Source organism: Thermodesulfobacteriota bacterium, from assembly GCA_025062045.1.
Taxonomy (GTDB): domain Bacteria; phylum Desulfobacterota; class Syntrophorhabdia; order Syntrophorhabdales; family JANXAF01; genus JANXAF01.
Window position 1 is genome coordinate 1 of record JANXAF010000018.1, and the last position, 11,966, is coordinate 11,966.

General features: G+C 41.7%; 14 protein-coding genes. All 14 read right to left on the reverse strand.

The features are described from left to right. Positions 1-226: hypothetical protein (locus NZ583_08785; GenBank protein MCS7281688.1), on the reverse strand; the 226-nt coding region annotated here is incomplete at its 3' end. An 8-nt stretch (positions 227-234) separates the two neighbouring features. Beyond that, positions 235-729, reverse strand: coding sequence for a flagellar basal body-associated FliL family protein (locus NZ583_08790; protein MCS7281689.1), 495 nt, complete (start codon positions 727-729; stop codon positions 235-237). A 157-nt stretch (positions 730-886) separates the two neighbouring features. Beyond that, positions 887-2,479 (reverse strand): flagellar hook protein FlgE, encoded by a 1,593-nt coding sequence (locus NZ583_08795; protein ID MCS7281690.1) that lies wholly within the window; start codon positions 2,477-2,479, stop codon positions 887-889. A gap of 11 nt (positions 2,480-2,490) precedes the next feature. Beyond that, a complete protein-coding gene (locus NZ583_08800; protein MCS7281691.1) occupies positions 2,491-3,099 on the reverse strand; it encodes a hypothetical protein in 609 nt (202 codons plus the stop codon). 10 nt (positions 3,100-3,109) lie between these two features. Further along, complete coding sequence (locus NZ583_08805; protein MCS7281692.1) at positions 3,110-4,780, reverse strand: hypothetical protein; 1,671 nt, start codon at positions 4,778-4,780, stop codon at positions 3,110-3,112. 122 nt (positions 4,781-4,902) lie between these two features. Next, positions 4,903-5,331 carry a flagellar FliJ family protein gene (locus tag NZ583_08810; GenBank protein ID MCS7281693.1) on the reverse strand — a complete coding sequence of 143 codons (429 nt, stop codon included), beginning with the start codon at positions 5,329-5,331 and terminating at the stop codon, positions 4,903-4,905. A gap of 1 nt (position 5,332) precedes the next feature. Beyond that, positions 5,333-6,640 (reverse strand): FliI/YscN family ATPase, encoded by a 1,308-nt coding sequence (locus tag NZ583_08815; GenBank protein ID MCS7281694.1) that lies wholly within the window; start codon positions 6,638-6,640, stop codon positions 5,333-5,335. Positions 6,641-6,642: 2 nt separating this feature from the next. Further along, positions 6,643-7,266 carry a FliH/SctL family protein gene (locus NZ583_08820; GenBank protein ID MCS7281695.1) on the reverse strand — a complete coding sequence of 208 codons (624 nt, stop codon included), beginning with the start codon at positions 7,264-7,266 and terminating at the stop codon, positions 6,643-6,645. Continuing rightward, a complete protein-coding gene (gene fliG, locus NZ583_08825) occupies positions 7,250-8,251 on the reverse strand; it encodes a flagellar motor switch protein FliG (protein ID MCS7281696.1) in 1,002 nt (333 codons plus the stop codon). Before fliG ends, NZ583_08820 begins: the two co-directional genes overlap by 17 nt. Next, complete coding sequence (gene fliF / locus NZ583_08830) at positions 8,248-9,849, reverse strand: flagellar basal-body MS-ring/collar protein FliF (protein ID MCS7281697.1); 1,602 nt, start codon at positions 9,847-9,849, stop codon at positions 8,248-8,250. The genes fliG and fliF overlap by 4 nt, the downstream gene beginning before the upstream one ends. Positions 9,850-9,852: 3 nt before the next feature. Continuing rightward, the gene (gene fliE, locus NZ583_08835) at positions 9,853-10,140 is read right to left on the reverse strand and encodes a flagellar hook-basal body complex protein FliE (protein MCS7281698.1); all 288 of its coding nucleotides are present in this window, start codon (positions 10,138-10,140) and stop codon (positions 9,853-9,855) included. 11 nt (positions 10,141-10,151) lie between these two features. Continuing rightward, positions 10,152-10,565, reverse strand: a complete 414-nt coding sequence (flgC, locus tag NZ583_08840; protein ID MCS7281699.1) for a flagellar basal body rod protein FlgC — start codon at positions 10,563-10,565, stop codon at positions 10,152-10,154. Between the two features lie 24 nt (positions 10,566-10,589). After that, positions 10,590-10,931 (reverse strand): flagellar basal body protein, encoded by a 342-nt coding sequence (locus tag NZ583_08845; GenBank protein MCS7281700.1) that lies wholly within the window; start codon positions 10,929-10,931, stop codon positions 10,590-10,592. A 3-nt stretch (positions 10,932-10,934) separates the two neighbouring features. Further along, a partial coding sequence (locus tag NZ583_08850; protein ID MCS7281701.1) for a sigma-54 dependent transcriptional regulator occupies positions 10,935-11,966 on the reverse strand: 1,032 nt, incomplete at its 5' end.

The window sequence follows — 11,966 nt, forward strand, 5'->3', positions numbered from 1 at the left end:
AGTGCTGAAAGGATTTAGAAAATCTGTCGAAAATGAACTGAAGTGCTGGAAAATGTTCCTTTCTCACCCTTGCGTGTCTTAGGAAATCGAAGCGCTTTACCCCAGGACGGACTTCTTCTCTCTTTTGATCCTTTTCTGCTTCCCGCTCCTCCGGAACGGAAATTGCTCCTTCGGCAAGTCCTTTAAGGAGAGCATCAATTTCTTCCTGAGTAAGAATCTGTTCCATATGACTCCCTACTGGACCACGATGTCGGTAATGTATATGGCTTTTACGCTCCTATCATCCTCAAAGAGGCTATTTATTTTCTCGCTTATCTCTACCTTTATGGTCTCTCTCTGAGAAGCATCAAGAAGCGTCTCCGCGGTCTTCGTCGCCAAAACCTGTATTATCCGGTCCCTTAAAGCAGGTGTTATCTTTTTGGCATAATCGAGGGTTTTTGGATCCTTAAGTTCGAGACTTATAGATATTTTTGCATATCTAGTGAGACTTCCGGAAAGATTAAGGAGGAAAGGTTCAAGGCTTAAAATTAGCCCTGTTTTCGGTTCACCCTTTTTTTCAGCCTTTTTTCCAGCCCCTTCTTGAGTCTCCTTTTTTAAGATCCTTTCACCGTAGAAATGGTAAACACCGAATAAGCCACCGCCAAAAAGAACGATTATGAGTAAAGCGAAAATTATTAACTTTGATTTTTTCTTTTCGGCCTTTTTATTTTCCTGTCCTTCGGTAGGCATCTTTTTGCTCCCGAGCCTTTTTAAGGGCCGGAAGCAATTAGCATGCCATAAGGAGTCTAATTATTCTTACACTTCCACCTCCTTTATTCATGCCTAGGTGTCAGATAATTGACGGCGGAAGGTTGAAATTTCCGTCACGTCTTTGAACCTCCAGTTTTTACCTCTTTATATTCATGAGTTCTGTTAAAACTTCATCCGTTGTAGTTATTATCCGTGCGTTAGCCTGAAACCCTCTTTGTGCAACTATAAGCTTTACAAACTCGGTTGCCAGATCCACATTCGATTGTTCTAAAGAATTCGGGTTTATCCTTCCAAGACCTCCGCTTCCCGGAGAACTGGTATAGGCAGGACCAGAATCTATAGTTTCCGAGTAGAGATTCGCACCTTCTTTGTATAGTGCCTGGGGATTGTTGAATTTGGCAAGCGTAATCTGGTAAAGATCTAGAATCTGACCGTTAGTATAATGTCCTGAAATCACACCCTCCGAACTTACAGTAACGTTCATTAAGACCCCAGGAGGATAACCATCTTGGGTCTGAAAGTTAGTTGTGGAGGCTATAGGGTACTGGGTTGACGCACCTCCACCAGATTTCGGACCGAAAATGAGTTCTATTCTTTGATCCGGTAGTGCCCCTTGAGAAAAATCGAATTCCAGCGCCACGGGATCTCCTCCTTTAACGAGTATTCCTCTGCTATTGAATTCGAGCTCTCCCCATCCAACTAGGGTGTCTTTGCCAGTTGCGGAATCACTTGCGTTAAGGACTGCCATCCATTCCCAAACACTGTTTCCCGTAGCCTGAACCTCATGGGATTTACGGAAGTAAACATTCACAACGTGGGCCTGTCCTAGTGAGTCGTAAACGGTGATCGATGAGGAATAGTTGGATGTGGCTATTGGGTTTTTGGTGGGCGTCATATTTTCGTACACGAATCCTTCTATTGTCATTTCTTGGGATCCTTGAGCCAAATTGCCGATAGTTATATCAAGGCCCGAACCCGCAAAGTTCGTGTATGTCGTGTTTGCCATTATCTGTCCTTCGTACTCAAAAGTCTGTGGAGGCTGGAGGATTTGTCCGTCCGGGCCTTTGCGGGAAACTACTATTTTCAAAGTATAAATGTTCCCGGCTTGGGTAACATGGAATGTATAATCACCAACGACAGGATATTTACCTGCACTCGGAGCAACATTTGTTATCGGTCCCGTACCTTGTAGCTCGCCAAGTCTCCCTTTCCATTCACAGTTCGACTGTAAATTTACAGCCATTCCGATCATGGATGTGGCTCGGGGTTGGCTAGGTTCACGGGAAATAACGATGTCTGTACTTACACCCACAGGTGTATTTGTGGCTCTGTCTATGATTCTTCCCTGAAGGATGTATCCGGACGGTGTAATAAGGTAACCGTATCTGTCGAACCTGAATTGGCCAGCTCTAGTGTAATACAGCTCATTGCTATCTGGAGATCTCACTATGAAAAAACCGTCTCCTCCTATCGCTAGGTCTGTCGGTTCTGAAGTGGATTCGAATGAACCTTGCGAAAAAAGAGTATCCACCGAGCTTAAGGCTGTTCCCCTGCCAACCTGGGCAGAACCTGAAGATGTGTATATGGACTGGTAAAAAACGTCTTGGAAGGTGGCTCTGCTTGCTTTGTATCCGACCGTGTTTACGTTCGCTATGTTGTTTCCAGCGATATTTAAAGCCTGGCTATTGGCAACAAGACCGCTTATCCCTGAAAAGAAAGAGCTAAGCATACTTTCACCTCCTACTGCTTTATTCTTTTTATTTTGTCAAGATACATTGAGCTTCCGTCAGCAAAAATTACTTTTACTTTTCCTTCCGGATCGATGTTAAGCTCCGAAATTACGCGATAAACTTTAATCTGGCATCCGATTAATTTGTTGCCTTTTCTTCCATAGGCACTCACAAATACAGGGTTTTCTCCCTCATGCCTATAGATTAGGGGCTCGCCTTTATATATAGAAACTTCCCTAATATCTCCTGTTGAAACATCGTGGAGTACAATGGTTACATAATCGTAATCTTCACTTGGAGTTACGAAAATTTCATCTCCCTTAGTCATAATTTGATTTTCCGATTCCACCTTTTTTCCTAAAATGGATGAGAGAGTTAAAGGGCTTAATTGATCTAAAGTACGTGTAAGGCTATGGATGGAGCTATTAATGTTTTGAAGTTGTTCGACCTGGGTGAGCTGGGCAAGTTGTGTTAAAAACTCGTCCGGTTTGAGTGGCTGAAGAGGATTTTGGTGTCTGAGCTGTGCTACGAGGATTTTTAAAAACTGTTGCCTGTCTACCAAGGCACGGGTCTGTCCGGACGCTACATCCCAGTTATTTTTCAAGTTTTCAATCTTCATATCTCCTCCTTTAACTTATCTCTAATATTTTCTCTAAGAAGAGCTCCATATCATGTGTTTCAATTCTTCTTCGTATTTTTTCTCTTCGCTCTTTCTTTGAGTTATCCTTGGCTTCATAGTTCACGTATATAGCAGTGGGCAAATTTTTCTCCTCAAGAGCCCGGACAATTTCGTATTTTCCTCCTTCAATGAGGCTAGCTATAAATTCACTTTGGGTTCGCACATGAACAAGTATTCTTGGACCTGCTTCCCGAAGGGTAAGTTTCATAGATTCCCCGTTTTCGAGTTCAAGATTTAAACTAATTTGGTTTCTTTTTTCTTCCAAATTGGAAGAATTAATTAGTTTTTCGATCATGGAATTCAACGAGACCTTACTTTCGGTTGAGTGCTTAGACTCTTTCGTGTCATTTAATGGCGGTCTATCACCATTTTTAGGAGAGACTTCTTCAAAAGCGTACTGAAATCTTGTTTTTTGCATCGAAAGGAAAGACTCTTTTGTCCTTTCGAGTTTTTCTTCTCCGTCCTGGCCCAAAAGCTCAAAATCCGTCTCGGTCGTGGAGACGTCGACTTCATGAGTAGACAAAAGTGAAAGTTTAGAAGTATTTTCTATTTCTTCCAGAAAAAAACCATTCCATTTCCCATTAAAGGTCGGTTTTACTGGAGATTCCTCAATTGACTGTGAGTGATTCCCCAAATTTTTCAGAGTTCTCTGACCCTCCGCATAAAAAAATCTGAGCATTTTATTGGTTACAAGCGGTTCTGTCAATGGCTCAGAAGTAATATGCGCCTTTTTTTCTTCATCACGTGGTGTTGGATAGGAATCCTTTAAAATAAAACTCCGTTTCTCCACTGGAAAATCGTTGAGCATATTTTCGCCTTTTTGCCCGAGTACTTTCGGTTGTTTTTTAGCTTCATCCAATTGAGATCCTTCGTCTGACGATTGGATTTGACCTTTTTCAAAAGAATAAATACTCGGTTCATCCGATTTTTTTGAGATCTTTACATCTTCTAACCGTAGAGATAAAGCAAAATGAAAAGGAGAGGAATGGAAAGAATTTTTGTCGGCCTTTCTGGCTATAAAAATGTGAGGGATTCCCAAAAAAGATTTAAACACCGCCTCCTTCATCTCCTGCGTCGAGGTAAAATTGAGCTCATGATCCATCTTTGTGCGGAAAAGATCTTTTACTTTTAGGTAATAATCTTTCTCTAACTGAGGCGGCATCTCAGTTTCTTTGGCGTTAATCGGTTGGTGTAAAGACTTAATAAATGGAGGAATATGACTCAAAACGGTCTCGTTCAGTTCCGAGGCAAAGATCCACTCTTTACTTTCACTTATGTTTTCATCGAAAAATATGGTTTTTAGATCATCCTCTCTTTGGTTCAAAGCTTCGTCTTTTTCATTCGCTTTATTTTGAATTGTAATTGGCGGTGTGTAAGATAGACCTGCTAAATAAGTGAAGTAATGAGACTCTTCTTGCTCCTTAAAGTTGTGGGTCTCAAACGGACTTCTATCATTCTTTTTTTCTTCTTTTACTTTCTCTGCAAGTGTTTTAAAAATAGCCTCGAAAATAGGTAATTCTTCTTTTTTGTCGGAATGAAAACGAATAAAGTCAAGAATTTCTTCAAAGCCCAGTTGGCACATAAAAAAGATTTTTGGTTCGAACAGTATATTGAGCTCCATTATCAAAGCTTAAAACAAAAGACGTGCCAAAATGAAATTGAGAGGGAATAACGAAGGAAACAGATCCTCAAATCAAAATGGCGGAAAATTGATTCTAGAAAAGGAAAAAATTTCCTCTTTTGCTAATCGGATGAAACTTTTGACCTTAAAGCTATTTCATCTATTCTTTTCTGGATTAACCTTAGTTCATGTTTCCTTTTATTTGAGATAGCTTTCTCTATCAGAATTTCCAGCTTTTTGCATTCCTTATGCAGAGAGACTAGCTCATCCTTCAACTTGGCAGCTTTTGTAGTGAGCTCATGCTTTTTCTGGAGAAGTAAATTTTCTCTCTCTCGGAGATATGAAAGGTAATCCTTTATAGCGTAGAAATCGCTTCCGGTGACAGGTCCGTAAAGAAGCCTTTGGTAGCTCTTTTCGTACTCATTTTTCGTTTGTTCTATGTCATTTTCGACAGATTTTAAAAGTTCTTCGATTTTTGTCAACTCGTTTTTCTTTTCTTCTCTCTTTTTCTCTACAATTTCAGCTAGCCGTTCAAGTCTTTTTATAAGCATCTTAGACAGCAAGTAAAATTTTCATGGCATTTATTGCATCCTCTAAGGTCACCTTTTCATCCACATCCTGTTTTAAGAAAAGCCTCACCTTTTCGATCATTGAAATCGCGTAGTCTATTTTCCGATTGGTGCCAGCGACGTAAGCCCCTATATTTATGAGGTCTTCAGCTCTCTCATACTCGGAAATTATCTCCACAATTCTCGAAGCATATTCCATCTGCTCTTTGGACACAACATCTCTCATCACTCTGCTTACACTTCGAAGTACATCCACAGCTGGATAAATGTTTGAGTCTGCCAGCTTTCTGGAAAGGACTATGTGACCGTCCAATATGGCCCTTGATGCGTCTGCAATGGGATCATCCAAATCGTCACCTTCCACGAGAACCGTATATATTGCGGTCATGGAGCCCCCGTTTTCCCCGTTTCCCGTCCTTTCCAAAAGCTTTGCAAGATGTGAAAAGACGCTTGGAGTATAACCCTTCGTTGTCGGCGGTTCACCGATCGCTAACCCGACTTCCCTCTGGGCCATTGCGAACCGCGTAAGAGAATCCATCATAAAAAGTACATCATAACCCTTGTCTCTAAAATACTCAGCTATGGCAACAGCAAGGTATGCTCCTCTAACTCTGATAAGGGGAGCTTCATCAGAGGTAGCCACGACGACCACAGAACGCTCAAGTCCATGGCCAAGATCTCTCTCTATGAATTCTTTAACCTCCCTTCCCCTTTCGCCGATAAGCGCAATGACATTCACGTCAGCGCTTGTGTGTTTTGCAATCATTCCTAAAAGAACGCTCTTTCCAACTCCAGAGCCAGCAAAGATTCCAATCCTCTGGCCCTTGCCGCATGTTAGTAGACCGTTTATTGAGCGGACACCAACATCTAGGGGCTCGGTTATCATCTTTTTTCTCATTGGGTTAACTGTCCTTCTGTAAATAAGAACAGGTTCTTTGCCCCTTATCTCTCCCTTTCCATCCAACGGATTTCCCAAGCCGTCAATAACTCTACCCAGCAATGTTTCTCCAGCGTAATAAAAGGCAGACTGTTTTCCTGTCATTATTTTGGACCCTATTCCTATTCCCCGTATATCTCCAAGCGGCATAAGAAGGGTCTTCCCATCTTTAAAACCCACAACTTCGGCTTCTATAGGCTCCGCTTCACCAAATGGAAAAATTTGAGCACTATCCCCTATCGATGATATGGGTCCTCTCCCTTCAATAACTAAACCCACAACCTGTTCTACTTTGCCGTAAATCTTGTAAGGATAACACGTTGAGAGAATTTCCTTAATTTTTCCAAGCTCCATTTTTATTCGAAAAATTTTGATATTTCTCTTTTCAGCTCTTCAATCTGTGTCTTTAAAGTCCCATCGATGATTCCAAAATTACTCTCTATGACAAAACCAGGTTCTTTAAGCGTCTCGTCAGGTTCAACCCGAATTCCACTTATGGAACTAATGATGTAATTATAGTCGTCAGTGCGGACTTTTAGCACAACTTCACTCTTTTTCTCGCAAAGCTCCAAAGCCTTCTTTATCATATTAAGCACAGAGCTTTTGTCAACCGAACACTCCTTCAATACGATCGCCTCCGCAACAGCAAACGCGATTTCAAATGCTAATCTTTCTGCCTTCTTTGTCATCTCTTTTTTAAACTCTTCGAAACCTGAAAGGTAGCTGTTAAACCTTTTAATCACAGCTTCAGCCTTTTTCATTCCCATTTCGTACCCGGCTTTCTCTCCCTGACGGTAAGCCTCTTCGAATGTCTTTCTTATTTCTTCCTCTATGTTTTGTGTCTCATCTTTTTCTATCTGGATCTTTACCTCTTCTGGTCTTCCCTCGAAAAATGGGTAAAATCTTTCTGGTTCCTTCAAAGAAGAGTCTTCCTCAAGATTTTTAAGGGAGAGAGGTTTTGGACTAGATGAATCTCTCATTTCCGCGTGAAACTACTATCTTTCCTTCTGACTCGAGTTTCTTCGCAACCATGGCGATCCTCTGCTGTGCCTTTTCGACTTCCGAAACTCTTATCGGTCCTAGTGCTTCGATATCTTCCTTAAGCATAGCCCTTGCCCTTTCGGACATGTTCGAGAATATCTTTTCCTTTATCTGCTCTGAAGCCCCTTTTAAAGCAATAGTTAGATCTTCAGAAGATATTTCTTTCAGTAGGATTTGAATTCCTCTGTTATCGATTTTCAAAAGATCATCGAAAGTGAACATTAATCGCCTTATGCGTTCGGCAAGGTCATGGTCTTTTTCTTCAATCTTACCTAGGAGAGTCGTTTCTTGAGACCTGTCCATCTGGTTAAGAATATTTGCAACCATCTCTACCCCGCCCAGCTCTCTTCCCTCAACTACTCCTATAGCTTCGAGCTGCTCTCTCAGTACAGTCTCCACATCTTCCAAAATCTTTTTGTCTACTTTTTCTAAGGTTGCAATCCGCATAAGGACGTCCCATTGTAACTTTTCTGGAAGATTAATTAGGACTTCGTGAGCTTTTCTTGCCCCGATTGTGGAGAGAACTAGGGCGATAGTTTGGGGATGTTCCCCTTTCAGCACGTATGCCAAAACCCTTGGATCGCAGGTTTTCAAAAATTCACCAGGCATCCCTTTTCTGCCCTGGATCTGGGCTAAGAACCCCTCAGCTTTTTCCTCTCCTAGAGTCTCTTTAAGTAGTTTTATAAATAGGTCCTCCCCATCTATGATTGTCCTTGTCCTTTTTGCGACTATATTCACAAATTCTTCGTGAACCCTCTGAATAGCCTCTTCGGAAACGAACTTGAGATTGGAAATCTCCCTTGCGATAAGCTGAATCTCTCTCTCTTCGAGACCCTTTAATACCTCCCTTGAGATTCGATCATCTATAGTCAAAAGAAGTATTGCCGCTTTTCTGGCTCCCGTAAGCTCGCTTAACTGATTCACGCATTCCCCCTCATCCAATCTTTGATTACCGCCCTAACGGTGTCGGCATCTATCTTCTTTTCACCAATCAGTTTTTGCACACTATCCGGTACAGGAACCGCCTGAGCTCCAGCTTCCAGTTCACGCTGTAACGCTACTTTCCCTTCCTTTATCATCTCGTACGCTTCCTCAACCTTGGGACGCGGCTTTCTTAGGAGAAGCAAGATAGGCCTTACAAGAAAAAAGATAATGGCGAAGGCCATCAACGTATAAAAACCATATTTTGCAAGGGTTAGGATCATTTCTCTTTTCTCTTCTCTTTCCATCTGGGCTCTTTCTTCCACAAGACTTTCGGTCTCAAAAGGCATATTTATCACTTCGATTGTATCTCCTCTTTGTTCGTCAAACCCAATCGCTCTCGCCACAAGCTTCCTTATATCCTCCAACTCCTTGTTAGTCCTGGGGATATACTTAATCTCTTCTCCTTTTTGGGTCTTTACTATTTCGTATTTCCCGTCAACAACTACAGCAACTGAAATCCTCTTTATTTCACCAAAAGGCTCAACGATTTTTCGAACGGTCCTACTCACTTCATAGTTGGCCTCACTTTCCTCCCTTTCTGACATTTGGGTTTTTTCGCTTTCTCTCGATTGTTGATCCTCTCTACGGACATTAGATCTTACTCCTGGCACTCCCCCAGGACTTGTCGATCTGCTCGTTGATCTCTCTTTAAGCCTTTTCTCGCTTGTCAAAACGGTTTTATCCGGCTGGTACTCTTCTTCTAATTTTTCTACCTTTCTCAAGTTTAGGTCTACGGATACCCTCACTATAGATCTACCTACGTTCAGAAACTGATCAAGCATGGATTGCAATGACTCTTCTATCTTTCGTTCCACAGTCCTTTGCAATTCGAACTGTTGGGCAGAGATGAAAGTCACACTGTCTTTTTCTCCGCCCTTATAAAGTATTTTCCCTTGGGCGTCAACAACTACAACGTTTTCTGGCTTAAGCCCCTCCACACTTCTGGAAACAAGATGGACAATCCCCATGACCTGTTCCCTGGAAAGGGTCTTTCCAGGTCTTAGTTTTAACAACACTGAGGCGGTTGGTTCCTTTTCTTTTTCCACAAATAGTGATTTTTCGGGGATGGCAATGTGGACCCTGGAGGCGGCTATTTCAGGCATTTGGTTAATCGTCCTTTGCAACTCGCCTTGAACTGCTCTTCTATAGTTTATATTTTGCATAAATTCTGTCATACCATAGCTTGCTTTATCAAATAGCTCGAATCCGACACTCCCACTTCCAGGAAGGGCGTTTTGCGAAGCCAAAGCGAGTCTGATTTCGTGAACCTTATCCTTAGGCACGTAGATAGCCGTGCCTCCCGCCTCAAGTCTATAGGGAATCCTTTGCTCTTTGAGTCTCGTTACGATCATAGACGCGTCTTCAATCGAGAGTCCGGAAAATAGAAGACTATAACTCTCTTTCTGTAAAAAAGAAAGACCGATCACTGAGCCGGCAATGATCAAAATGAGTATAAGAAAGTATGTATAAAGCTTTCCTTTAGGTAATGACCTTATGTAATCTTTCGTTCCCCTAACGTATAAATCGAGGTCAGGCATTCACTACACCTGCATTCTCATGATTTCTTCGTATGCGGTGATTATCTTGTTCCTTATCTGCATCATCAGCTGGAAGGTTAAATCCGCCTTTTCTAGCGCAATCATGACACTGTGAAGATCCTCAAATTCATTCTTTGCAAGCCTTTCCACCTCTTTGGTTGCCTCTTTTTCTATTTCTGCGACCTTTTCTAGGGACTCCCTCAGAAATTCCTTAAAGGATACCGCATCTTTTTCGTTCGCCTTTTCTAATGAGTGCGAAAAGTCAGGCAATTTTATGTTTTCCACCTTCATTGGTCAGCCTCCTACTTTACAATCTCTAGTGTTTTGATAATCATTTCCTTTGTTATATTTAAAACCGCAAGATTCGCTTCATAGGACCGGCTAGCATCCACCATGTCGACCATCTCCTCGATTATATTCACATTCGGATAATTAACATAGCCGTCAGAATCTGCATGAGGGTGAGAAGGATCATAGACTTTATTAAAAGGATCGTTACTTTCTACAACTTCCTGCACCTTCACACCTTGGAGCTTTCCTTGAAGGGTATTTTTGAAATCCACGGGTTCGAAAATAACCTCTTTTTTTCTATAGGGGTCGCCATCTTCAGTTTTTGTGGTGTGAATGTTAGCAAGGTTAGATGAAATTATCTCCATTCTAATCTTTTGGGCAGAGAGCGCCGAAGCACTGATTTTTAAAGCGTCAAAAGATGCCATGTGGGCCTCCTTTCAACTTTTAATTTATCTCCTTCCCTCATTTATGATGTATCGGATCATCGAAAACTTCTTCGTGATGACACGGATTAACGCTGAGTAAGCAAGAAAGTTTTCGGTAAGCTTAACTACTTCTTTCTCCAAATCAACGGTATTACCATCCCGAGCCTCAATCTGTCCTGATGTTTCGTGATCTTCAAGGATTCTTATTTGGGTAGAATTCTTTATTTCTCTTCTCATCTCCGATTCAAAATCTATGTCCTTTCTTTTGTAACCCGGCGTATTGGCATTCGCCACGTTTCCGGCAAGTATCTTATGGTAAAATGACCTCAAATTTAATGCTTTCTCTATAAGTGACAGTTTTTCCATCTTTTACCCCCACTCCGGGACCTCTATTCCCATCCTTCTATACTCTTTGATTTTGTTTCTTAAGGTTCTTGGGGTTATTCCTAGTATCTTTGCGGCTCTGGTCCTATTGCCATGAGTAGCCCTGAGGGCCTCAATTATCATTTTCGTTTCCATCTCCTCCAAAGATCCAAATCTTTCTTCCTTCGCCATCTCAACTTCTTTTAAGTGGTTGACTTTGATTATCGTGTAATCGGAAAGTATACAAGCTCTTGCTATTGCATTTTCAAGCTCCCTTACGTTTCCTTTCCACTCCCGGTTGATAAGGTATTCCATGGCCTCCTCCTCAATCCTGACATCCATACCCTTAGAGTACTTTTTAATCATGTGGTAAACCAGAGGAGGTATGTCTTCTTTTCTTTCTCTGAGAGGAGGAATAACGATCGGGAAGACATTCAGCCTGTAAAAGAGATCTTCCCTGAATTTGCCTTCTTCTACAAGCCTTTTAACGTCCTTATTCGATGTGGCAATCACTCTTACGTCAACTTTTTTTGGATATTTCGCGCCTATAATTTCTATTTCCTTTTCCTGCAAGACCCTAAGTATCTTCGACTGGAGTCTAAGATCCATCTCGGTTACTTCGTCAAGAAGGATTGTACCTGAATCCGCCAGCTCAAACTTTCCAGCCTTCCTGTAAGTGGCTCCGGTAAAAGCGCCTTTTTCGAACCCAAAAAGCTCGCTTTCCAAAAGATTCTCGGGAATGGAAGCACAATTCACAGCGATGAAAGGATTGTCCTTTCTTTCACTTTTTTCATGGATGTATCTAGAAATAAGTTCCTTTCCAACCCCACTTTCTCCAAGAATCAGTACCGTCACATCCGATTTTGCCACTTTTTCTGCAGCAGTCAGAACTTCTTTCATTTTTTTTGATTCGTAGACTATCTTTCCGTTCGTCTTTTTTATCGCCCGCCTCACGACCTCGTACAGGGTCTCCAGCGCAAAGGGTTTTTGAATGTAGTCGAACGCACCTTCTTTTATAGCTCTTACCGCATCATTTAT

Excerpts from the sequence above, each read along its gene's own strand:
- NZ583_08810 (MCS7281693.1), bottom strand. The coding sequence starts at position 5,331 with ATGCTTATAAAAAGACTTGAACGGCTAGCTGAAATTGTAGAGAAAAAG.
- NZ583_08800 (MCS7281691.1), bottom strand. The coding sequence starts at position 3,099 with ATGAAGATTGAAAACTTGAAAAATAACTGGGATGTAGCGTCCGGACAG.
- NZ583_08790 (MCS7281689.1), bottom strand. The coding sequence starts at position 729 with ATGCCTACCGAAGGACAGGAAAATAAAAAGGCCGAAAAGAAAAAATCA.
- NZ583_08805 (MCS7281692.1), bottom strand. The coding sequence starts at position 4,780 with ATGGAGCTCAATATACTGTTCGAACCAAAAATCTTTTTTATGTGCCAA.
- NZ583_08815 (MCS7281694.1), bottom strand. The coding sequence starts at position 6,640 with ATGGAGCTTGGAAAAATTAAGGAAATTCTCTCAACGTGTTATCCTTAC.
- NZ583_08845 (MCS7281700.1), bottom strand. The coding sequence starts at position 10,931 with ATGGAAAAACTGTCACTTATAGAGAAAGCATTAAATTTGAGGTCATTT.
- NZ583_08795 (MCS7281690.1), bottom strand. The coding sequence starts at position 2,479 with ATGCTTAGCTCTTTCTTTTCAGGGATAAGCGGTCTTGTTGCCAATAGC.
- flgC (MCS7281699.1), bottom strand. The coding sequence starts at position 10,565 with ATGGCATCTTTTGACGCTTTAAAAATCAGTGCTTCGGCGCTCTCTGCC.
- fliE (MCS7281698.1), bottom strand. The coding sequence starts at position 10,140 with ATGAAGGTGGAAAACATAAAATTGCCTGACTTTTCGCACTCATTAGAA.
- fliF (MCS7281697.1), bottom strand. The coding sequence starts at position 9,849 with ATGCCTGACCTCGATTTATACGTTAGGGGAACGAAAGATTACATAAGG.
- NZ583_08820 (MCS7281695.1), bottom strand. The coding sequence starts at position 7,266 with ATGAGAGATTCATCTAGTCCAAAACCTCTCTCCCTTAAAAATCTTGAG.